The sequence below is a fragment of the Streptomyces sp. NPDC056734 genome (assembly GCF_042790455.1).
Classification (GTDB): Bacteria; Actinomycetota; Actinomycetes; order Streptomycetales; family Streptomycetaceae; genus Streptomyces.
Genome location: NZ_JBHTZD010000023.1, coordinates 14,331 through 36,423, shown reverse-complemented (window position 1 = coordinate 36,423; position 22,093 = coordinate 14,331). Strand labels below are relative to the sequence as shown.

The following is a 22,093-nucleotide window of genomic DNA, read 5'->3' as shown; positions in this document are numbered from 1 at the left end:
CGGCACCGACTCGGGCTCCGGCCGTCAGCCCAACCACCCCGGCCAGCGCAGCGACGCCGACACCGGCACGGACTCCGGCAGGTCAACCCGACAACCCCGGCCCGACCAGCCCGCCGGCATAGCCCCGGGCCCCGGCGGCCAGCCCAACCACTTCAACCCGGCCAGCCCACCGACCCAGAACCCGCCAACGGCTCCAACACCAGCCCGGACCCCCACAGGCCAACCCGACAACCCCGGCCCGACCAGCCCAGCAACACCGGCACCGGCACCGACTCGGGCTCCGGCCGTCAGCCCAACCACCCCGGCCAGCGCAGCGACACCGGCACCGGCACGGACTCCGGCAGGTCAACCCGACAGCTTCGGCCCGGCCAGCCCGGCGGCACGGGCCCGGGCCCCGCGGCCAGCCCACCCACTCCAACCCGGCCAGCCCAACCACTTCGGCTCAGCAGCCCACCGACACAGGACCCGCCAACGGCTCCAACACCGGCCCGGACCCCCACAGGTCAACCCGACAACCCCGGCCCGACCAGCCCAGCAACACCGGGGCACCGGCACCCGCACCCGCACCGGCGGCCAGCCCACCCGCTCAGGCCCCGTCAACCCAGCGCCACCGCCTCCGGCAAGCCCACCGGCCAGGTGTGGACCGGATCCCCGGGGCGGGTCAGCTCGCAGTAGCGGCGGGTCGTCGCGGCCAGGGCCGCGTCGCGGGACAGTCCGCTCTCCAGGGCCCGGTGGAAGGTCGCGACCTGCCAGGACGCCCCGTTGACCCGGCGGCGGCAGCGCTCCTCGATGACACCGAGGTAGAGATCGCGGTCGGCGGGCTCGATGCCCCAGGCGTCCAGCCCGGCGGCGGCGAGCGGCAGCAGTTCGTCCCGGACCAGGGTGGTCGCCTCGACCTCGGCCGTCCCCCCGTACCGGCCGCGCCGCGGCCAGCGGAAGCGGGCCTCGATGCCGTGGCGGCAGGCGGCGTCGAAGTTCTCGGCCGCCGCCGCGAAGGGCAGCCGGGTCCACACCGGCCGGGACTCCTCGGCGAGGGCGCGGACCAGCCCGTAGTAGAAGGCGGCGTTGGCGAGGACGTCGGTGACGGTGGGCCCGGCGGGCAGGACGCGGTTCTCGACGCGCAGGTGCGGGACACCGTCGGCGACCCCGTACACCGGCCGGTTCCAGCGGTAGACCGTGCCGTTGTGCAGGACGAGTTCGGAGAGCGCGGGCGTGCCGTCCGCGTCCAGTACCGCCAGCGGGTCCTCGTCGTCGCAGATGGGCAGCAGGGCCGGGAAGTAGCGGAGGTTCTCCTCGAACAGGTCGTACGCCGAGGTGATCCAGCGTTCGCCGAACCAGGTGCGCGGCCGTACGCCCTGGGCCTGGAGTTCGGGCGGCCGGGTGTCGGTGGACTGCTGGAACAGCGGCGGCCGGGATTCGCGCCACAGCTCACGGCCGAACAGGAACGGCGAGTTGGCGCCGACGGCGATCTGCGCGGCGGAGGCGACCTGCGCCGCGTTCCACACATCGGCGAACCGGGCCGGAGTGACCTGGAGGTGCAGTTGTACGGAGGTACAGGCGGCCTCGGGCGCGATGGACCGGGAGGTGCACACCAGGTGCTCGACGCCGTCGATGTCGAGGGTGAAGTCCTCGCCACGGGCGGCCACGATCTGATCGTTCAGCAGGGTGTAACGGTCCACCTCGGAGAGATTGGAGGAGACCAGATGATCCCGGTCCAGGGTCGGCAGAATCCCGATCATCACGATTCCGGCATCGACCTCGACGGCTTTGCGATGGGCGTACGCCAGCGACGTACGGACTTCCTCGGCGAGCCGGTCGAATACCCGGCCGCTCAACCGGTGGGGGGCGATGTTGACTTCCAGATTGAACATGGCGAGTTCTGTTTGGAAATCATGGCTAGCGATCCGTTCCAGAACTTGCGCGTTCAGCATTCTGGGCAGGCCGTCGGCACCGACCAGATTCAATTCGATCTCCAGCCCCATCAGGTTCTTGGGCCGGTCGAACCGCCGCTCCGCGAGCAGCCGATCCAGGCCGGTCAGGCAGCGCCGGAGCTTGTCCCGGTAGCTCTGCCGATCGGACAGGTCGATCCCGCCTGCCACGACCTTCTCCCCCATCGAAGTGTCCCTCCTCGAATGGGCGGGCCCGACCCACCGCCTCCGGCGTCCTGGGTCCGGGTGGATGTCAGGGTGGATGATGCCCAGCCCGGACGATCCATAACGCCGCGCGGCGGGCCCCGCGCCCGCTACTCTGGTCCGGTCGGCCGCGTCTGTCCGGAGGCACATTCCCCGGGCAAGCGGCATATGCGGTTCCCGGCCTCCTCGAACTCGTGAAAAACGCCGACGACAATCGGCCCACCACAGTACGAACACATCCCGAGGTCAGCGCCGTACCGCCACGGAGAAACCGGGATGTTTCACCCTGAAACAATGACTGGAACCGCCCTTGTTCCGGTGCCCGGAAACGGCTAGACGAAACACCATCCGAACATCTGGCGTATAAGCTCCGCGAACAAGGCTGAAGGCCGGCGCCGGCAGTCCCCGGGATCACGCCGTCACTTTCCCACGCACGGGTTCCCACCCGTTCCCCCTCTCCCGGGCGCCCCGGTCCCCGCCTTCCGTGCCTCGTGAGCAGACAGCGTCGTCCGCCCCCGCCCTCACGCCACCCTGCCTGTCGAATGAGAGGCGACCCACCATGCCGCTGCATGTCCCGCCGGCTCCCGCACCCGCTCTGCGCACCGTCCTCGCGGCCCTCGGTTCCCCCACCGCGGTCCGCGAGGCCCGCACGCCCGCCCTGCGCACCGCCGAGGGATCCGTCACCGCCGAACTCCCGCTGCCCGTCCATGTCCTTGACCCGGTGACGGCCGAAGGGGTCTTCACCACCCGGCTGGCCGGCTGGCGCTTCCTGATCCACAGCGGGGGCCGTGCCGTGGCCGCCGCCGAGACCCGGCTGACCGCCGACGGCTGGACCTTCTCGCACTTCTTCGAGGGCCCCTACATCGCCTCCACCGAACTCGCGCTGCGCCAGGCCGAGGCCCTCCCGGGCCCGTACCAGCCCCGCCTGCTGTCCGTGCCCAGCCTGTACATGCTCACCCTGTGGCTGCACGGCGACCACGCCGCCGACGCGGCGGCGGGTCATCCCGCGGCCGCCGATCTGCTGGTCCCGCTGGCCCCCGCCCCGCCCGGCATCGCGGCCCACCGTCCGCACCGGGTCGCCGAGTTGCTCCCGGTACTGACCCACCGGGCCACCCCGATCCCCCTGCTGGGCTCACCCGCCTGACCGGAAACACCGGCTCATCCGCCGGACCGGAAACACCCGGCCGGTCTGCCGGACCGGAAACACCGGCCGGTCTGCCGGACCAGAAACGCCGACTGGTCCGCCGGACCGGACATCCGGGCCCGCCCGCCGCACCGGAAACTCAAGAGCCGCAGCGCCCCTTCGTACCCCGCCGCCGCAACCCGGCCGCGGGGTACGGCACGTTATGGGCTCGTACGTGCGAATGATCGCTCGTTCGAGCCCCTACCCCCCGGTGAGCCGACCGGACTAGCCCCTTCCGGCCAGCCCGAACCACCCGAAAGGGCAATGCCGTTGAACTGAACCGTCCGGCCGGGTGATGCGTCCTGAACCTGTGAGAAGCGGTGCTGTGAAATACCTGCGGATCGACGTCCGTGGGGCAACACTGGATTCCGACCGACTATCACAACGGGGGGCGGCCATGAACGACGCTTCGAGCCGCGGGACAGACACGCCGACCACTACTCATCTCACGCCAGAGCGAAAGATCCCACCCATGTGTCAGCACACACCACCGTGCCCCTCGGCCGACTCCACCGACCGGGACTCCGCCCGCCTCATGGCGCACCACCCGGAGCAGGGCTGGAGCCTGCTGTGCAACGGAGTGCTGCTCTTCGAGGACACCGGTGAGCTTCTGCCGGACGGCCAGATCATCGCCCCGCACCGCCCCCTGGTGGTGACGGCGGCCTGAGCCGGAGCGGGCGGCCGGACACCTCCGCCCGGGGACCACTGGGGCCGGACCGCGGACCAACCGCGAACCGGCCCCGACGCGTATCCAGGGACCGTCACCCCACGTAGTCGGCCGTGCGGGCCACGCTGCGCACACCCCGGGCGCCGCCACCACCGCCACCACCGCCGTAGGCCGCGCCCCCGGCCGCGAGCGCCGCCGTCCGCCACCCGTACCCGGCCGCCCGCAGCGCGCCGACAGCCGCTAGAAGTCCGCCAAAAGCCGCTAGGGCCACGCCAAGAAGCCGCTCGCGGGCTTCATCCCGGGCCGCCGCGGAGGTGAGATGGGATCGGCCCTGTTCAGGGCCCGGCCGTGGGCACGGGACCCATCGCCGTGTCGTACGAACGGTGGAGCGATGTCCGGTCCGAGCGCGGCGGGTGCCACGGGCGCCCCGGATGCCCCGCGGGTCGTGGTGGGGGTCAGCGGCTCCCTCGGCAGTCTCACGGCCCTGTACCGAGCGGCCGACGAGGCCCGCCGCCGGGACGCGGAACTGTGGCCGCTGCTGGCCTGGGAACCGCCCGGCGGTGAACTGGGCGCGGGCCGCAACCCCGCCCCCTGTGTCCTGCTCGACGAGTGGCGGCGACTGGCGGCCCGGCGCCTGCTGGACATCCTCGCCGACGCGTTCGGCGACCGCGGTCCCGGCGTCCCCCTGCACGCGACGGTCGCCCGTGGCCTCCCCGGCATCGCCCTCGTCCACGCCGCCGACCGCGAGGACGACGTGCTGGTCGTCGGCGCCGGCCGGCGCAGCCCCTGGCACCGCGCCTTCTCCCGCTCGGTCAGCCGCTACTGCCTGGGCCACGCCGGCTGCCCGGTCCTCGCGGTACCGCCCTCGCCCCTGGAGGCGGAACTGGCGGCCGTGCACCGCCGCAACACCTGGCGGCTGCGGCTGGACGCGAGGCGGTTCACCGAGGGGGCGCCGCCGGACCCGAGCCGCAGCCTGGACCCGGACCGGCGGCAATCCTCGTAACGGCACGGCCACCAGGCACCGCACGCCGGGCGCGGGACAGCAGGCACCGCACGCCGGGCGCGGCACATCAGGCACCGCGGACCAGGCACCGCACGCCGGGCACGGCACACCGCCCCGACCTCGCCACGGCGTCGCCTCCCGGCCCCCGGCCAGACTTCGCCACGACCTCCCGGACTCCGGCACCACCCCTCCGGACTCCGCTACGACAGCACCGCGGCCCGCGCCTCCGGCTCCCCCGGTTCTTCGGGCTCCCCCGACTCCCCCGTTTCCCCCAATTCCCCCAATTCCTCCCGCCGCCGCCCCGGCGCCCGCTTCAGGCTCAGGACCATCGTCAGGCCGCCCCCGGGCGTGTCCTCCGCCGTCAGTGTGCCGCTCATCGCCTCGGCGAAGCCGCGGGCCACCGCGAGGCCGAGGCCGACCCCGGCACCGCGCGGAGCGTCCCCGTGGCGCTGGAACGGCTCGAAGATCCGTTCCTTGGCGTCGTCCGGGACGCCGGGCCCCCGGTCCACGATCCGCACCTCCACCCGCTCGCCCAGCGCGCTCGCGGAGACCGTCACGGGCTCGCCGGCGCTGTACTTCACCGCGTTCTCGACCACGTTGGCGACCACCCGTTCCAGGAGCCCCTTGTCGACCACGACCATCGGCAGCGTCTCGGGGATGTCCAGCTCCACGCTGTCCTCGGGCACCCCGCCGAGCGCCATCGGCACCACCTCGTCCAGGTCGATCTCCCGCACGATCGGGGTGACCGTGCCGGTCTGGAGCCGGGACATGTCGAGCAGATTGCCCACCAGCAGATCGAGCCGGTCGGCGCCCTCCTCGATGGCCTCCAGCAGCTCCGCCCGGTCCGCCTCCGACCAGGCCACGTCGTCCGAGCGCAGCGACGACACGGCCGCCTTGATCCCGGCGAGCGGGGTCCGCAGATCATGGCTGACGGCGGCCAGCAGCGCCGTACGGATCCGGTTGCCCTCGGCCAGCGTCCGGGCCTGGTCGGCCTCCTCGCGCAGCCGCCGCCGGTCGAGCACGACGGCGGACTGGGCGGCGAACGCGGCGAGCACCCGGCGGTCCTCGGCGGGCAGCACCCGGCCGGTCAGCGCGAGGGTCATGGTGTCGCCGATGGGCACGTCCACGTCGGCGTCCTCGGGGCACCGGCACGGGTGCGGGCCGACGCTGCCCGCGCGGGTCCAGGGCGTGACCTCGCTCTCCCGCTCCAGCAGCGCCACGGATTCCATCCCGAAGGTCTCACGGACCCGCTCCAGCAGCGCCTCCAGGCTGGTCTCGCCGCGCAGCACGTCCCCGGCGAGGAAGGAGAGTATCTCCGACTCGGCCCGCAGCCGGGCGGCCTGGTGGGTGCGGCGGGCGGCGAGGTCCACGACCGAGGCGACCGACACGGCGACACCGATGAAGATCGCGATGGCGACGATGTTCTTCGGGTCGGCGATGGTCAGGGTGTGCACGGGCGGGGTGAAGAACCAGTTGAGCAGCAGCGACCCCACCACGGCCGACGCCAGCGCCGGCACCAGCCCGCCGAGCAGCGCCGCCGCGACCGTGAAGGTGAGGAACAGCAGCATGTCGTTGGCGAGGCCGACATCGGGGGCGAACCCGTCCATCAGCGCGGTCAGCAGCACCGGGCCGAGCACCCCGACGACCCAGCCCCAGATGATCCGGCCCCGCCCGAGCCGGGCACCCCGGGCGACCGGCAGCCCGCGTCCCTTTCCGGCCTCGTCGTGGGTGATCAGATGGACGTCGAGGTCGGGTCCGGACTCGCGGGCCACGGTCGCGCCGACGCCGGGTCCGAAGGCGTACTGCCAGGTCTTGCGGCGGGAGACGCCGAGCACGATCTGGGTGGCGTTGACGCCCCGCGCGAAATCGAGCAGGGCGGCCGGGACGTCGTCGCCGACGACGTGGTGGAAGGTGCCGCCGAGATCCTCGACCAGGGTGCGCTGGACGGCGAGTTCCTTGGGGGACCCCGAGGAGAGGCCGTCGCTGCGCGAGATGTAGACGGCGAGGACCTCACCGCCCGCGCCCTTCTCGGCGAGCCGCGCGGCCCGCCGGATCAGCGTCCGCCCCTCCGGACCGCCGGTCAGCCCGACCACGATCCGCTCCCGCGAACCCCAGATCTTCGACACCCGGTGCTCACTGCGGTACTCGGTCAGATACTCGTCCACCCGGTCCGCCACCCACAGCAACGCCAGCTCCCGCAGCGCCGTCAGGTTCCCCGGCCGGAAGTAGTTCGACAGCGCCGCGTCGACCTTGTCCGACTTGTAGATGTTCCCGTGCGCCATACGACGCCGGAGCGCCTCCGGCGACATGTCGACCAGCTCTATCTGATCCGCCCGCCGCACCACCTCGTCCGGCACCGTCTCCTGCTGCCGCACCCCCGTGATCGACTCCACCACATCACCCAGCGACTCCAGATGCTGGATGTTGGCCGTCGAGACGACGTCGATCCCCGCCGCGAGCAGCTCCTCCACATCCTGCCAGCGCTTGGCGTTGCGGGAGCCCGGGATGTTGGTGTGGGGCAGTTCGTCGACGAGGGCGACCTTGGGACGGCGGGCCAGGACGGCGTCGACATCCATCTCGGTGAAGGTGGTGCCCCGGTACTCCAGGTCACGGCGCGGGATCTGCTCCAGGCCGTGCAGCATCACCTCCGTACGGGGCCGGTTGTGATGCTCCACGAAGGCGACCACACAGTCCGTGCCCCGCTCGATGCGCCGATGAGCCTCCGACAGCATCGCGTACGTCTTGCCGACGCCCGGAGCGGCGCCGAGATAGATCCGCAGCTTGCCGCGTGCCATGTTCATCCTTCGAAGCGGTAACCCATGCCGGGTTCGGTGACGAGATAACGAGGATGGGAGGGGTCGGTCTCCAGTTTGCGTCGCAGCTGGGCCATGTAGACCCGCAGGTAATTGCTCTTGTTGCGCCGGGACATGCCCCACACCTCCTGGAGGAGGTACTTCTGGCTGACCAGCCGGCCCGGGTGGGTCACCAGGATCTCCAGCAGATGCCATTCGGTCGGGGTGAGCCGGATGTCCTGTCCGTGGCGGACCGCCCGCTTGGCGACCAGGTCGATGGTGAAGTCCGGGGTGGTGACCACGGTGGCGCCGGGGACCTGCGCGGGCTCCTCGGTACGGCGGACGGCGGCCCGCAGCCGGGCCATCAGCTCGTCCATGCTGAACGGCTTGGTGACGTAGTCGTCCGCCCCGGCGTCAAGGGCGGCCACCTTCTCGTCGGACGCCTGCCGCGCCGACAGCACCAGGATCGGCACCCGGCTCCAGCCGCGCAGCGCCCGGATCACCTCGACGCCGTCCATGTCGGGCAGCCCCAGGTCCAGCATCACCACGTCCGGCTGGCGGGCCGCCGCCAGCCGCAGCGCGGTGACTCCGTCGGCGGCGGCGTCCACGCCGTACTGCCGCGCCTGCATATTGATCACGAGGGCCCGGACGAGCTGCGGGTCGTCCTCCACCACCAGCACGCGAGTCATGGGCGTGCGCCTTTCGTGTCGTACGGGAGGGAGTGCGGTTGTCGGTGTCTCAGGGCTGTCGGTGTCTAACAGCTGTCGGTCCACGGCTGTCGGTGTCTTACGGCTGTCGGTCTTGCAGCTGTCGGTCTACGGCTGTCGGTGTCTTACGGAAGGCCGCGCGTGGTCCGTGATCTGCGGAGGTCCGTGGAGCTGTGCGCATGGCCGCGGGAGCCGACGGGCCCAGGGGGTTCCCGGGCCGCCGGCTCCCGTGCCGGGCGCTGGACGCCGCCATGCCGGATCCGGGCTCAGCCCCCCGCCACCAGGTCCTTGAGCGCGATGTTGAGTTCGAGGACATTGACGCGCGGCTCGCCGATGAAGCCGAGGGTGCGGCCCTCGGTGTGCTCGTCGACGAGTCGCTGCACCTCCGAGACGGACAGGCCGTTGCGCTCGGCGACCCGGTGGACCTGGAGGTCCGCGTACTGCGGGGAAATGTCCGGGTCCAGACCGGAGCCGGAGGAGGTCACCGCGTCGGCGGGCACCTCGGAGGGCTTGACGGTGTAGCCGGGGACGGAGTTGTCCTTGATGACGGCGGCCTTGGCGTCCTCCACCCACTGGATCAGCTCGGGGTTGTCGCCGGAGCGGTTGGTGGCGCCGGAGAGGATGAGCTGGTACTGGGTGTTGACGCTGTTGGTGCCCAGGCCGTTCTGCGGGCGGCCCTGGAACCACATCAGGTCCGGCGCCGGGGTCTCCTGGCCCTCCGCCAGCGGCAGGTTGTACGCCTGCCCGATGAGGGAGGAGCCGACGACCTTTCCGTCCGCCGTGACCTCGGAGCCGTTGGCCTGGTCGCTGAACAGGCCCTGGGCGACGCCGGTGACGACCAGCGGATAGATGACGCCGGTCACCAGCGTCAGGACGAGGAGGGCGCGCAGGCCCGCCCCGAACAACCGGACGGTGTTCGATACGGAGATGTTCATGGTGATCAGCACGCCTTCAAGGGGTCACAGCCCGGGGATGAGGGAGAGGAGCAGGTCGATGAGCTTGATGCCGATGAAGGGCGCGATCAGCCCGCCGAGCCCGTAGATCCCGAGGTTGCGCCGGAGCATCTTGTCGGCGCTGACCGGCCGGTACTGCACGCCCCGCAGGGACAGCGGCACCAGCGCGATGATGATCAGCGCGTTGAAGACGACGGCCGACAGGATCGCGGAGTCCGGCGAGGACAACTGCATGATGTTGAGCTTGTCCAGGCCCGGATAGACGGCCGCGAACAGCGCCGGGATGATCGCGAAGTACTTCGCGACGTCGTTGGCGATGGAGAACGTGGTGAGCGCGCCGCGGGTGATGAGGAGCTGCTTGCCGATCTCCACGATCTCGATGAGCTTGGTCGGGTTGGAGTCGAGGTCGACCATGTTGCCGGCCTCTTTGGCGGCCGACGTACCGGTGTTCATGGCGACGCCGACGTCCGCCTGGGCGAGGGCCGGGGCGTCGTTGGTGCCGTCGCCGGTCATCGCGACCAGCTTGCCGCCCGCCTGCTCCCGCTTGATGAGGGCCATCTTGTCCTCGGGGGTGGCCTCGGCGAGGAAGTCGTCGACACCGGCCTCCTGGGCGATGGCCTTCGCGGTGAGCGGGTTGTCGCCGGTGATCATGATGGTCCTGATGCCCATGTGGCGCAGTTCCTGGAACCGCTCCCGCATGCCCTCCTTGACCACGTCCTTGAGGTGGATGACCCCCAGGACCCGGGCGCCGTCGCCGTCCTGGAGGGCGACGAGCAGCGGGGTGCCGCCCGCTCCGGAGATCTCGCCCGCGATCCGGTCGGCCTCCTCGGCGGCCTCGCCGCCGCGCTCCCGCACCCAGGCGAGGACGGAACTTGTCGCGCCCTTGCGGACCTTGCGGTCGTCCACGTCGACGCCGGACATCCGGGTCTGGGCGGTGAACGCGATCCACTCGGCCTGGGCCAGCTCGCCCTGGTGGCGTTCGCGCAGCCCGTACTTCTCCTTGGCGAGGACGACGATCGAGCGGCCCTCGGGCGTCTCGTCGGCCAGCGAGGAGAGCTGGGCGGCGTCGGCGAGTTCGGCGGCGGTGGTGCCGGGGACGGGGACGAACTCGGCGGCCTGGCGGTTGCCGAGGGTGATGGTGCCGGTCTTGTCCAGCAGCAGCGTGGAGACATCTCCGGCGGCCTCGACCGCGCGGCCCGACATGGCGAGCACATTGCGCTGCACCAGCCGGTCCATGCCGGCGATGCCGATCGCGGAGAGCAGGGCGCCGATGGTGGTCGGGATGAGACAGACCAGCAGGGCGACCAGCACGACCATGGACAGGTTGGTGCCCGCGTAGTCCGCGAGCGGCGGCAGGGTGGCGACGGCCAGCAGGAAGACGATGGTCAGCGAGGCGAGCAGGATGTTCAGCGCGATCTCGTTGGGCGTCTTCTGCCGGGCAGCGCCCTCGACCAGGCTGATCATCCGGTCGATGAAGGTCTCACCGGGCTTGGTGGTGATCTTGATGACGATCCGGTCGGAGAGCACCTTGGTGCCGCCGGTGACCGCGCTGCGGTCGCCGCCGGACTCCCGGATGACCGGCGCCGACTCGCCGGTGATGGCGGACTCGTCGACCGAGGCGACGCCCTCGATGACATCGCCGTCGCCGGGGATGATGTCCCCGGCCTCGCACACCACCTGGTCACCGATCCTGAGGTCGGTGCCGGGCACCTGCTCCTCGCGGTCGGCGGTCAGCCGCCGGGCGACGGTGTCGGTCTTGGCCTTGCGCAGGGTGTCGGCCTGCGCCTTGCCGCGGCCCTCGGCGACCGCCTCCGCCAGGTTGGCGAAGATGACGGTCAGCCAGAGCCAGGCGCTGATGGTCCAGCCGAACCAGTCGCCGGGGTCGGTGAAGGAGAAGACCGTGGTCAGCAGCGAGCCGACCCACACCACGAACATCACGGGCGACTTGATCATCACCCGCGGGTCGAGCTTGCGCAGCGCGTCCGGCAGTGACTTGAGCAGTTGCCTGGGGTCGAAGAGGCCCGCGCCGACACGGCCCTCGGCGGACTTGCGCCCGGTGGGCACATCACTGTGCGGCGCCCGGGTCGGGGTGGTGGTGGACATCGGGGCCCCTTGTTGGAGGTGCGTTCCTGACTGCGCGGACTTCGCTGCCGCCGCTGCCGTCGCTGGCTGCGCCGACTTCGCCGACGGCTCTGACTTCGCTGACGCCTCTGACGCCTCTGACGCCTTTGGCGGCTCTGACGGCTCCGGTCGCCGCGGCCGGTGTATGGGCGCGTTCATCCGGACAGCCCCTCGGCCAGCGGGCCCAGCGCGAGCGCCGGGAAGTAGGTCAGGCCGGTGATGATGATGATCGTGCCGACCAGCAGCCCGGAGTACATCGGTTTGTCGGTGCGCAGGGTGCCGGCGGTCTCCGGGACCGGTTTCTGTTCGGCGAGCGAGCCGGCCAGGGCCAGGATGAACACCATCGGCAGGAATCTGCCGAGCAGCATGGCCACGCCGAGGGTGCTGTTGAACCACTGGGTGTCCGCGTTCAGTCCGGCGAAGGCCGAGCCGTTGTTGTTGGCGGCGGAGGTGTAGGCGTACAGGATCTCGGAGAAGCCGTGCGCGCCGCTGTTGGTCATCGAGTTGCCCGGGGTGGGCAGGGCCATCGCGAAGGCGGTGAGGACCAGCACCAGGGCCGGGGTGATCAGGATGTAGCAGGCGGCGAACTTGATCTCGCGGGTGCCGATCTTCTTGCCGAGGTACTCGGGGGTGCGGCCGACCATCAGACCGGCGATGAACACCGCGATGATCGCCATGATCAGCATGCCGTAGAGGCCGGAGCCGACCCCGCCGGGCGCGATCTCGCCGAGCATCATGCCGAGCAGGGCGATGCCGCCGCCGAGGCCGGTGAAGGAGGACAGGAAGGCGTCCACCGCGCCGGTCGAGGTGAGGGTGGTCGACACGCCGAAGATCGCCGAGCCGCCGACGCCGAACCGGACCTCCTTGCCCTCGTAGGCGCCGCCCGCGATCTGGAAGGCCGTGCCGCTGTGGTGGAACTCGGTCCACATCATCAGGGCGACGAAGCCGAGCCAGATGGTGGCCATGGCGGCGAGGATCGCGTAACCCTGCTTGACCGAGCCGACCATCACGCCGAAGGCGCGGGTCATGGCGAACGGGATGACCAGTATCAGGAAGATCTCGAACAGGTTGGTGAACGGCGTCGGGTTCTCGAACGGGTGGGCGCTGTTGGCATTGAAGTAGCCGCCGCCGTTCGTGCCCAGCTCCTTGATGGCCTCCTGCGAGGCGACCGCGCCGCCGTTCCACTCCTGCGAGCCGCCCATGAACTGGCCGACCTCGTGGATCCCGGAGAAGTTCTGGATGGCGCCGCAGGCCACCAGCACGACCGCGCCGATGAACGACAGCGGCACCAGGATGCGTACGGTGCCACGCACCAGGTCGGCCCAGAAGTTGCCCAGATCCCCGGTGCGGGACCGGGCGAAGCCGCGCACCAGGGCGACGGCGACGGCCATGCCGACGGCGGCGGAGACGAAGTTCTGCACCGCGAGGCCGCCGGTCTGCACGACCGGGCCCATGGCCTGTTCGCCGTAGTACGACTGCCAGTTGGTGTTCGTCACGAAGGACACGGCGGTGTTGAACGCCTGGTCCGGGTCGATGGAGGAGAAGCCGAGCGAGCCGGGCAGCACGCCCTGGAGCCGCTGGAGGAGGTAGAGGAAGAGGACACCGGCGGCGGAGAAGGCAAGGACGCCGCGCAGGTACGCGGGCCACCGCATCTCGGTGTCGGGGTTGGCGCCGATGCCCTTGTAGATCCATTTCTCGACCCGCAGATGCCGGTCGGAGGAGTAGACCTTGGCGATGTAGTTGCCGAGCGGGATGTAGACCACGGCGAGCGCGCCGATGAGCGCTACCAGCTGGAGGACGCCGGCGAGTACGGGACCCATGTGCGGCTAGAACCTCTCCGGGAAGATCAGGGCGAGGACGAGATAGCCCAGCAGGGCGACGGCCACGATGAGGCCGACGATGTTTTCGGCGGTCACAGCTTGGTCACCCCCTTGGCGACGAGAGCCACCAGCGCGAAGAGCGCGATCGTGGCGACGACGAAGGCCACATCGGCCATCGTGAACTCCTGGAGTCGAGGTTCGAGTGGGACGAGGACAGTTCGACGGTTCATGGAGGGTCCATGGAGGGTCCATGAACGGTTCGAGGAAACCGCCCCTTTGGCCGGTTCCGACCGCCGTTGACGGGTCCCATACGGTGCCCCGCACCGCTTTGACGGGACTCTTACGGCGGCCCGGCCGACGGCGCCCTTTCAGGAGCCCGCCGCCACAGATCGGTATATAACAGCACAGAACGGCACATGACGCTCACGGTAGTCAACCGGGCGTCAGGTCAGCCGGAACCGCAACCGGCAGATCACCGCGTCGGTGTCCCGCCGTACCGCGTGGGCGACGACCGCGCCCCGCTGGTTCTGGAGCAGCCGCTGCCACAGCCGCTCCGGCTCGGTCTCCGCGATCAGCACGGTCACCCGGGTACCGGGCGCCGACGCGGCCAGTTCGCGGACGTACCCGGCGATCGGGCGGCCCAACGCGCGCCGCTCGCTGCTCAGCCGGACCAGGGGCACGCCGGGGTCCCAGTCGGCCCAGGCGCGCTCCAGGGCGTACTGCTGGGCCCGGTCCTCCGCGTCCGGGTAGCAGACGGTGACCGCGCGGACCTCGTCGCCGAGCGAGCGGGCCGCGGTGAGCGCCTCGCAGGTCAGCCGGGACAGCGTGGACACCGGCACGACGACGATCGAGCGGTCCCGGTGCGGGGCCTCGGGGATCCGTCCGAGGCCCAGCCGCTCGCCGATCCGGGTGTACGCCCGGTGCACGGTCTCGAAGGCCAGCACCAGCAGCGGCAGCGCGATCACGACGAGCCAGGCGCCCTCGTCGAACTTGGTCGCGGTGACGACCACGGCCGCGAGGCCGGTCAGCGCGCCGCCGAACCCGTTGAGCAGCGCCTTGCCGTGCCGGCCGGGGCCGCGCTCCAGCCGCCAGTGCCGGACCATGCCGACCTGCGCGATGGTGAAGCCGACGAAGACCCCGATGGCGAACAGCGGTACGAGGGTGTTGGTGTCACCGCCGGAGAACACCAGCAGCGCGGCGGACACCAGCGCGAGGGCGAGCACCCCGTGCCGGTGCACCTGCCGGTCGGCCTTGAGGGCGAAGACATGCGGGAGATAGTTGTCGCGGGCCAGCAGCTTCAGCAGCACGGGCAGCCCGCCGAAGGAGGTGTTGGCGGAGAGCGCCAGCAGGATCATCGTCGCGAACTGGACGACGTAGAAGGCCCAGTTGTGACCGAGCGAGGCGTCCGCGAGCTGGGCGAGGACGGTGACGCCCTCGACCGGCTGGAGGCCGAACCTCGAGATCAGCACCGACAGCCCGATCAGCATGACGCCCAGCACCGCGCCGAGGGCGACCTCCGCGCGCTGCGCCCGCTTGGCGCGCGGCACCTTGAAGGACGGCACGGCGTTGGCGATGGCCTCGACGCCGGTCAGCGCGGAACAGCCGGAGGCGAATGCCTTCAGCAGGAGCAGCGCGCCGACCGTGGTGGCGTTGTCCGACAGTACGGAGGCGTGCCCGGCCGCCGCTTCGGTGCTCACCGGCGCCGAGCGGAACAGCCCGACCCCGATCAGCACGAGGATCGACCCGACGAACACCGCCGTCGGCACGATGAACGCCCGCGCCGAGTCCACGATCCCGCGCAGATTCACTCCGGTGATCAGCACCAGCACGGCCAGGCACAGCCACAGCCGGTCGGCGTAGAGGGAGGGGAAGGCGGAGGTCAGGGCGGCCACCCCGGCGGTCACGGCGACGGCCACATTCAGCACATAGTCCAGGACGAGCGACCCGGCGGCGACCAGACTGGTCCGCGCCCCCAGATGCCGCTTGGCGACGGCGTACGAGCCCCCGCCGTCCGGGAAGGCGGCGATCACCTGCCGGTACGAGGCGACCAGCACCGCCAGCAGTCCGGCGATGGCCAGCGTCACCGGCAGCGTGAATCCGAGGCCGTGCGCCCCGGCGGCGGCCAGCACCAGCACGATCGCCTCGGGCCCGTACGCCACCGACGCCATGGCGTCCAGCGACAGCGCGGCAAGGCCCGTGACGGCGGTGAGGCGGTGCCGCTCACCGGTATCGGGCGGTTCCTCCCCGGTGGAGGCGGCGCCCGGTGCGGCGGTCAGTACGGACATGGGGTGGGTGCTCCTTCGTACGGTACGGAGAGCCGCGTACTCCTGGACGTCCTCAGGGCGTCCTCAGGACGTACTCGGCGCACGCGGGTGCACCCAGGGTGTGACCGGATCCGCCGACTGCCGAGCGCCCCTTGCGCGTTCTTCGCGCGAGAGGGGCGGAACCTGACGGCGTCTTGACGGGGGGTGTGGTGGGGGCGGGATGGTTTGGCTGCGGTGGGCGGCCACAGCGGTGCGCTGCCACGGCGTCAAGAAGCGGGCGGAGCCCGTCAGAGTGCCGTCAAGCGGTCCGGCACCCGGCCCCGCGGTCCCTAACGTCGGCCGTATGGGACACCGCAACGACGCGCGTCGCGAACGGCCTAGGGTGCCCGCACAGCCCACCGGCCCGGTGGTCCACGACCGCCGCTGGCGCCGGGATCTGCACGGCGCGGTCCGCTGCTCCGCCGCACTCCTCGCCCTGCTCCTGGTCACCGACGGGCTGGCCGGCACACTCGACGCCGGACGGGCACTGCTCTGGGCCGGGCTGGCGGCCCTGCTGTTCGCAGTGCTGCTCCCGGCCCGGATCTCGGCCGGCGACGGCTGGCTCGCCTCCCGCACCCTGCTGGACACCCACCGGATCCACACCGACCTGCTGGTGTCCGTCCGCTGCCGCGACGGCATCGCCCGACGCCTCATCCTGCGCGACGCCCTCGGCAACCGCCTCGAACTCGACCCCCGGGTCCTGATCGCCAACCCCGCGCTGTGGTACCTGCTCGACACGGGCGCCCGTCGCTCGGAGGCGGCGGGCGTGCTGCGGTGCGGGCGGACGGCGCTGCGGCGCGCCTCGGCACGGATCGAGGAGGAGACGGCTCGGACGGTGTTCAGGGTGTCGGACCTGGACTGACGATCTGCCCCTGACCCACCGCCCCCTGAGCCTGCCCTCACCCTCACTCTCACCCGAATGTCCGCGCCCTCCCTCCCCCTCCCCCTCCCTCAAATGGCCGCCCTCACCCTCACCTTCCCCCGAACACCCCGCCCGGCGCGGCCACCTCCGCGCCCCCACCGGCCTCCGCCCGCTCTCCCCGCTCCGCCAACGGCAACGACACCACCATCGTCAATCCCCCACCCGGCGTGTCCTCCGGCGTGAGCGTGCCGTTCATTGCCTCCGTCAGTCCCCGGGCGAGGGCCAGCCCGAGCCCGAGCCCGGTCGTGTTGTCGGTGTCCCCGAACCGCTGGAACGGCTCGAACAGCCGCTCCCGCCCACCCACCGGAAGCCCCGGCCCACGATCCACGACCCGCAGCTCGACCCGCCCCGCCAGCACACTCGCCGTCACCAGCACCTTCCGGCCCGGCGGACTGTGCCGGGCCGCGTTGGCGGCGAGGTTGGCGAGCACCCGCTCCAGCAGCGGCGGATCGACCAGCACCTCGGGCACCGCTTCGACGTCCTTCACCTCGACCGAGGGCGTGTCCGCGAGGGCGGCGGGAAGCACCTCCTCCAGCGCGGTGGGCCGCAGCTTCAGCTTGAGCACCCCCGCCTCCAGCCGGCTGAGGTCGAGCAGGTTCTCCACCAGCCGGTTCAGCTTGGCCATGGACTCATCGGCGGTGGCGAGGAGTTCGTCACGGTCCTCGTCGCTCCACCGCACCTCCCGGCTGCGCAGCGAGGTGACCGCCGCCCAGCCCGCCGCGAGCGGGGTCCGCAGATCGTGCCCGACCGCCCGGAGCAGGGCCGTGCGCATCCGGTCGGCGGCCCTGACCGGCTCCACTTCGGCGGCAACCTGCGCCAGCCGCGCCCGTTCGACAGCGGACCCGACATGCGCGGCGAACGCGGCCAGCACCAGCCGCTCGGACGACGACAGCGCGCCCCCGCGCAGCACGAGGAAGCCGCCGGGCCCGGCCGGGACGACGGTGGCCCCGTCGGCGCCCGCCACCTCGTCGACCAGTTCCACGGACGCCACCGCGAAGGTCTCTCTGGTCCGTTCGAGCAGCGCCGGTATCGTCTGCCCGCCGCGCACGATGCTCCCGGCCAGCGACGACATCGTCTCCGCCTCGGCGGTGGCCCGCGCGGCCCGCCGCGACAGCCGCAGCGAACGGTCGACCACCCCCGCGACGGTGGCCGCGACCAGCGCGAACACCGCGAGCGCCAACAGCGCGTCGGTGCCGGCGAGCGTGAAGTGCCCGATGGGCGGGATGAACCAGTAGTTGAGCAGCAGCGACGCGGTGACGGACGCGATCACCGCCGAGACCACACCCCCTATGCAGGCCACGCCCACCACCGCGAGCAGGAACAGCAGCGCCTCGCTGGTGAGATTGAACGTGCCCCGGAGCTGGTCCAGCACCAGCGTCAGCAGTACCGGCAGCACCAGCCCCGCGACCGGCCCGGCGATCATCCGGGCCCGGGACAGCGTCCGGCGCCGCGACGGCGGCAGGGTGCCGCGCCCGGCCCGCTCGTGGGTGACCTGATGGACATCGATGTCCCCGGACAGCGCCACGACCCGCTCCCCGGTACCGAGCCCGGTCACGAACCGCTCCAGGCGCCCACGCCGACTGGAGCCGAGCACGAGCTGAGTGGCGTTCTCCGCGCGCGCGAACTCCACCAGCGCCCGCGCCACGTCATGGCCCACCACCGAGTGATAACTCCCCCCGAGGTCCTCCACCAGCCGCCGCTGCCGGACCAGCGAGGCATGCGACACCCCCACCGCGAGCCCGTCACTGCGCGCCACATGTACGGCGAGCAGCGCGCCCCCCGCCGAACGGTCCGCGATCCGGGCGGCCCGCCGGATGAGCGTGTCCCCCTCGGGCCCGCCGGTCAGCGCCACCACGACCCGCTCCCTGGTCTCCCACACCCCGCCTATCGCATGCTCGGCCCGGTAGCGCTGGAGCCCCTCGTCCACCCGGTCGGCCGTCCACAGCAGCGCGAGCTGCCGCAGCGCGGTCAGATTGCCGGGCCGGAAGTAGCTGGCGAGCGCGGCGTCGATCCGCTCCGGCGGACAGATGTCCCCATGCGCCAACCGCCGCCGCAACCGCTCCGGCGGAACGTCCACCAGCTCCACCTCCGCCGCCCGCCGCACCACCTCATCGGGAACCGTCTCGTCCTGCGGCACCCCGGTGATCTTCTCCACCACGTCCTTGAGCGAGTCGAGATGCTGCACATTGACAGCGGAGATCACATCGATCCCGGCATCGAGCAACACCTCGACGTCCTGCCACCGCTGGGCCTTGCGAGCGCCCGACCCATTGCCATGCGCCAGGTCATCCACAACGACAACCCCCGGCGCCCGCGCGAGCACCCCCGCGAGATCCATCTCCTCCCCCTCCCCACACCGGACCCTCCCCAGAACCTCCAGCCCGTCGAGCTTCCCCTCGGTGACCGTCCGCCCATGACACTCGGCGAACCCCACCACCACGTCCGCGCCCCGCTCCGCCCTGCGCCGCGCCTCGTCGAGCATGCGACAGGTCTTGCCGACCCCGGGAGCGGCCCCGAGATAGACCTTCAGTCGTCCACGCCGTACGTCGTCCATCACCTCTCAATCAACCGCCGCCCAGCCCACCCGGCAGCCCTCTTGACGCGTTACTGGCGCCACCCACGAGGACGTTGACATCACCTTGACGACAACGACGAGCCCCACAACCCCCAGCTCCTCCCCCACCCCCCGCCGACCCCGCCCCACACCCACCGCACAACGGCGCACCGCACAACGCCGCACCGCACCGCACCGCAAGCCGCGCTCCCCGGAGACACCCACATCCCTCCGACGCCCGACCCAAAGTCCACGCACGGCCGCCTGAGGCACCGCCCGGCGCCTTCCCCACCGACCGAGACACGCCCCCCAACTCCCCCACCACCCACAGCACGCGCGCCGACCACTCCCGCCGCACCGCCTACGCCCGACCCCGTCGTCCCTCGCCGGTCCCCGCCACGCTCGCCCCACCTCCCCCATCCGGCCCAACCAGCACACCCCGCCCCCAACACCACTCCTCCCCCGCGCACAACCCGAGCGCCTGGCCGTACCACCCGCCCAACAAGCCCCACACCGACCCACTCACCAACACGTGCCGCCCCGCCCCTTACCCCCTCCCAAACAGCGCGGGACACCCCACCCCGACCACCCCACCCCCACCACCCCGAGGCCGAGGCATCACGCTCCGCCTACGCTGAGGTCACTGTCCGCGTGATGGCCGAAAACGCCCGCCGCCCCACCTCAGGAGCACGCCGATGGCCGCCACCCAGCACCCGCCACCCGGCAGATTGCACACGTGGCTGCTGAAGGGCCTGTCCGACCTGGGCAAGGGCGGCAACCAACGGTCCGGCGACCCGTCGGAGGCCCAGGACGAGGGCCGCCCCTGGTACCGCGTGATGTGCCTGACCGGCGTCGACTACTTCTCGACCCTCGGCTACCAGCCCGGCATCGCCGCCCTCGCGGCCGGCCTGCTGTCCCCCATCGCGACCATCGTGCTGGTTCTCGTCACCCTCGGGGGCGCCCTGCCCGTCTACCGGCGGGTGGCCGAGGAGAGCCCGCACGGCCAGGGCTCGATCGCGATGCTGGAGCGTCTGCTGTCGTTCTGGAAGGGCAAGCTCTTCGTCCTCACCCTGCTCGGCTTCGCCGCGACGGACTTCCTGATCACCATCACCCTGTCCGCCGCCGACGCCTCCACCCATCTGATCGAGAACCCGCACCTGAACAGCGCCCTGCACGACCAGCAGATGCTGATCACCCTGATCCTGATCGCCCTGCTGGGCGCGGTGTTCCTCAAGGGCTTCCTGGAGGCGATCGGTGTCGCCTTCGTTCTCGTCGGTGTCTACCTCACTCTCAACGCGGTCGTGGTGGTCAGTGGTCTGTGGCATGTGATCACGGAGGGCCATGTGGTGACGGACTGGGTGACAGCCCTCACCGCCGAGCACGGCAATGTCTTCGTGATGATCGGTGTGGCCCTGATCGTGTTCCCCAAACTCGCCCTGGGCCTGTCGGGCTTCGAGACCGGCGTGGCGGTGATGCCGCATGTGAAGGGCGACCCCGGCGACACCGAGGAGATCCCCACCGGCCGGATCCGGGACACCAAGAAACTTCTCACCACAGCCGCCGTGATCATGAGCTGCTTCCTGATCACCACCAGCTTCATCACCACGCTGCTGATCCCCGCCCCGGAGTTCCAGCCAGGCGGCCAGGCCAACGGCCGCGCACTCGCCTATCTGGCGCACGCCTACCTGGGCAACACCTTCGGCACCGTCTACGACATCTCCACCATCCTCATCCTCTGGTTCGCCGGCGCCTCCGCCATGGCCGGTCTGCTCAATCTCATGCCGCGCTACCTCCCCCGCTACGGGATGGCCCCGCACTGGGCGGGCGCCGTCCGCCCCATGGTCATCATCTTCACCCTGGTCGCCTTCCTGGTGACCTGGATCTTCAACGCCAGCGTCGACGCCCAGGGCGGCGCCTACGCCACCGGTGTCCTGGTGCTGATCAGCTCGGCCGCGATCGCCGTCACCATCGCTGCCCACCGGGCGGGCCAGCGGCGATGGTTCATCGGTTTCACCGTGATCGCGGTGGTGTTCCTCTACACGACCGTTCTGAACATCATCGAGCGCCCGGACGGTGTGAAGATCGGCGCCTGCTTCATCGCGGGCATCATGATCCTTTCCTTTGTCTCCCGGCTGACGCGTGCCTTCGAGCTACGCGTGATCAATGTGACCCTCGACCCGATGGCGGAGCGCTTCGTCAGGGACATCGCCAGCCGCAAGATCCGGCTGATCGCCAATGAACCCGACCGGCGCGACCTCGCCGAGTACCGCGACAAGATCGAGCAGATCCGCGCGGACAACGATGTGACGGGCCCGGAGGACTTCGTCTTCGTCGAGGTGACGGTCACCGACCCGTCCGAGTTCGAGGCCGCCCTCACAGTGCACGGCGAAGTTCTCCACAAGCGCTACCGCGTCCTGACCCTGGAGTCCTCCTCCGTCTCCAACGCCCTGGCCGCGCTGCTCCTGCACATCCGCGACACGACCGGCCGCACCCCGCACATCTACTTCGAGTGGACCGAAGGCAACCCGTTCGCCAACTTCCTGCGCTTCTTCCTCTTCGGCCAGGGCGAGGTAGCCCCCGTCACCCGAGAGGTCCTCCGCGAGGCCGAACCGAACCGCGACCGCCGCCCAAAGGTCCACACAGCCTGACCCCCGACTTCAGCCCACTCGGCCCGACAGTCGACCCACCCGCCCCAGCATCACTCCCAAAGCCCTCACCCCGGACCCCCTTCCACCACTAACGCTATATCGCGTCATAGCGAAGGGGAAGCCCTCACCCCCACCACCCCCCGAACGGGTGAGGGCCCCGCGCCGAACGACGCGAAGCCCTCATCACCGTAGGACCAGGGCACGAACAACCCAACCCCAGCCAGCCGCACTCAGCACTCAGCACTCAGCACTCAGCACTCAGCACTCAGCACTCAGCACTCAGCACTC

General features: G+C 71.1%; 15 protein-coding genes. 5 read left to right on the top strand and 10 right to left on the bottom strand.

Going from position 1 to position 22,093, the window contains the following annotated elements; genetic code table 11:
- Positions 1–596 precede the first annotated feature (596 nt).
- Entirely contained in the window at positions 597–2,114 is a 1,518-nt protein-coding gene (locus ACFRFC_RS30040; RefSeq protein ID WP_382691036.1) for a glutamate--cysteine ligase, read from the bottom strand.
- A 577-nt stretch (positions 2,115–2,691) separates the two neighbouring features.
- On the opposite strand from ACFRFC_RS30040, the gene ACFRFC_RS30035 reads away from it, so the two are divergent.
- From ACFRFC_RS30035 to ACFRFC_RS30025, 3 genes are all read left to right on the top strand, one after another.
- Entirely contained in the window at positions 2,692–3,276 is a 585-nt protein-coding gene (locus tag ACFRFC_RS30035) for a hypothetical protein (protein ID WP_382691033.1), read from the top strand.
- A 511-nt stretch (positions 3,277–3,787) separates the two neighbouring features.
- A complete protein-coding gene (locus ACFRFC_RS30030; RefSeq protein ID WP_382691031.1) occupies positions 3,788–3,982 on the top strand; it encodes a DUF5999 family protein in 195 nt (64 codons plus the stop codon).
- 391 nt (positions 3,983–4,373) lie between these two features.
- A complete protein-coding gene (locus ACFRFC_RS30025) occupies positions 4,374–4,985 on the top strand; it encodes a universal stress protein (protein ID WP_382691028.1) in 612 nt (203 codons plus the stop codon).
- Between the two features lie 200 nt (positions 4,986–5,185).
- On the opposite strand, the gene ACFRFC_RS30020 is transcribed toward ACFRFC_RS30025, so the two are convergent.
- The 8 genes from ACFRFC_RS30020 to ACFRFC_RS29985 all read right to left on the bottom strand — a co-directional run bounded on the left by ACFRFC_RS30020 (position 5,186) and on the right by ACFRFC_RS29985 (position 15,663).
- On the bottom strand, positions 5,186–7,780 hold the full coding sequence (locus ACFRFC_RS30020) for a DUF4118 domain-containing protein (protein WP_382691025.1): 2,595 nt from the start codon (positions 7,778–7,780) through the stop codon (positions 5,186–5,188).
- 2 nt (positions 7,781–7,782) lie between these two features.
- The gene (locus ACFRFC_RS30015) at positions 7,783–8,466 is read right to left on the bottom strand and encodes a response regulator (RefSeq protein WP_382691021.1); all 684 of its coding nucleotides are present in this window, start codon (positions 8,464–8,466) and stop codon (positions 7,783–7,785) included.
- Between the two features lie 284 nt (positions 8,467–8,750).
- Positions 8,751–9,419, bottom strand: a complete 669-nt coding sequence (locus tag ACFRFC_RS30010) for a potassium-transporting ATPase subunit C (RefSeq protein WP_382691018.1) — start codon at positions 9,417–9,419, stop codon at positions 8,751–8,753.
- Positions 9,420–9,443: 24 nt separating this feature from the next.
- Complete coding sequence (gene kdpB, locus ACFRFC_RS30005) at positions 9,444–11,540, bottom strand: potassium-transporting ATPase subunit KdpB (RefSeq protein ID WP_382691015.1); 2,097 nt, start codon at positions 11,538–11,540, stop codon at positions 9,444–9,446.
- 173 nt (positions 11,541–11,713) lie between these two features.
- Positions 11,714–13,378, bottom strand: coding sequence for a potassium-transporting ATPase subunit KdpA (kdpA, locus tag ACFRFC_RS30000; RefSeq protein WP_382691012.1), 1,665 nt, complete (start codon positions 13,376–13,378; stop codon positions 11,714–11,716).
- A 6-nt stretch (positions 13,379–13,384) separates the two neighbouring features.
- Positions 13,385–13,474 (bottom strand): K(+)-transporting ATPase subunit F, encoded by a 90-nt coding sequence (kdpF, locus tag ACFRFC_RS29995; RefSeq protein ID WP_037659531.1) that lies wholly within the window; start codon positions 13,472–13,474, stop codon positions 13,385–13,387.
- Positions 13,471–13,608, bottom strand: a complete 138-nt coding sequence (locus ACFRFC_RS29990; protein WP_382691009.1) for a hypothetical protein — start codon at positions 13,606–13,608, stop codon at positions 13,471–13,473. Before ACFRFC_RS29990 ends, kdpF begins: the two co-directional genes overlap by 4 nt.
- Positions 13,609–13,821: 213 nt before the next feature.
- Positions 13,822–15,663 carry an APC family permease gene (locus tag ACFRFC_RS29985; protein WP_382691006.1) on the bottom strand — a complete coding sequence of 614 codons (1,842 nt, stop codon included), beginning with the start codon at positions 15,661–15,663 and terminating at the stop codon, positions 13,822–13,824.
- Between the two features lie 322 nt (positions 15,664–15,985).
- Here ACFRFC_RS29985 and ACFRFC_RS29980 point away from each other — a divergent pair, with 322 nt between their 5' ends.
- Entirely contained in the window at positions 15,986–16,543 is a 558-nt protein-coding gene (locus ACFRFC_RS29980; protein WP_382691004.1) for a hypothetical protein, read from the top strand.
- A 109-nt stretch (positions 16,544–16,652) separates the two neighbouring features.
- Here the strand turns inward: ACFRFC_RS29980 and ACFRFC_RS29975 are convergent, their stop codons facing one another.
- A complete protein-coding gene (locus ACFRFC_RS29975) occupies positions 16,653–19,157 on the bottom strand; it encodes an ATP-binding protein (protein ID WP_382691001.1) in 2,505 nt (834 codons plus the stop codon).
- Positions 19,158–19,852: 695 nt separating this feature from the next.
- Between ACFRFC_RS29975 and ACFRFC_RS29970 the strand changes: the two genes are divergently transcribed.
- A complete protein-coding gene (locus ACFRFC_RS29970) occupies positions 19,853–21,805 on the top strand; it encodes an amino acid transporter (protein ID WP_382690998.1) in 1,953 nt (650 codons plus the stop codon).
- The last annotated feature ends 288 nt before the right edge of the window (positions 21,806–22,093 follow it).

What these genes read in the sequence shown, in the direction of transcription:
- ACFRFC_RS30040 (WP_382691036.1), bottom strand. Translation starts at nt 2,114, where the DNA reads ATGGGGGAGAAGGTCGTGGCAGGCGGGATCGACCTGTCCGATCGGCAG.
- ACFRFC_RS30035 (WP_382691033.1), top strand. Translation starts at nt 2,692, where the DNA reads ATGCCGCTGCATGTCCCGCCGGCTCCCGCACCCGCTCTGCGCACCGTC.
- ACFRFC_RS30030 (WP_382691031.1), top strand. Translation starts at nt 3,788, where the DNA reads ATGTGTCAGCACACACCACCGTGCCCCTCGGCCGACTCCACCGACCGG.
- ACFRFC_RS30025 (WP_382691028.1), top strand. Translation starts at nt 4,374, where the DNA reads ATGTCCGGTCCGAGCGCGGCGGGTGCCACGGGCGCCCCGGATGCCCCG.
- ACFRFC_RS30020 (WP_382691025.1), bottom strand. Translation starts at nt 7,780, where the DNA reads ATGGCACGCGGCAAGCTGCGGATCTATCTCGGCGCCGCTCCGGGCGTC.
- ACFRFC_RS30015 (WP_382691021.1), bottom strand. Translation starts at nt 8,466, where the DNA reads ATGACTCGCGTGCTGGTGGTGGAGGACGACCCGCAGCTCGTCCGGGCC.
- ACFRFC_RS30010 (WP_382691018.1), bottom strand. Translation starts at nt 9,419, where the DNA reads ATGAACATCTCCGTATCGAACACCGTCCGGTTGTTCGGGGCGGGCCTG.
- kdpB (WP_382691015.1), bottom strand. Translation starts at nt 11,540, where the DNA reads ATGTCCACCACCACCCCGACCCGGGCGCCGCACAGTGATGTGCCCACC.
- kdpA (WP_382691012.1), bottom strand. Translation starts at nt 13,378, where the DNA reads ATGGGTCCCGTACTCGCCGGCGTCCTCCAGCTGGTAGCGCTCATCGGC.
- ACFRFC_RS29990 (WP_382691009.1), bottom strand. Translation starts at nt 13,608, where the DNA reads ATGAACCGTCGAACTGTCCTCGTCCCACTCGAACCTCGACTCCAGGAG.
- ACFRFC_RS29985 (WP_382691006.1), bottom strand. Translation starts at nt 15,663, where the DNA reads ATGTCCGTACTGACCGCCGCACCGGGCGCCGCCTCCACCGGGGAGGAA.
- ACFRFC_RS29980 (WP_382691004.1), top strand. Translation starts at nt 15,986, where the DNA reads ATGGGACACCGCAACGACGCGCGTCGCGAACGGCCTAGGGTGCCCGCA.
- ACFRFC_RS29975 (WP_382691001.1), bottom strand. Translation starts at nt 19,157, where the DNA reads ATGGACGACGTACGGCGTGGACGACTGAAGGTCTATCTCGGGGCCGCT.
- ACFRFC_RS29970 (WP_382690998.1), top strand. Translation starts at nt 19,853, where the DNA reads ATGGCCGCCACCCAGCACCCGCCACCCGGCAGATTGCACACGTGGCTG.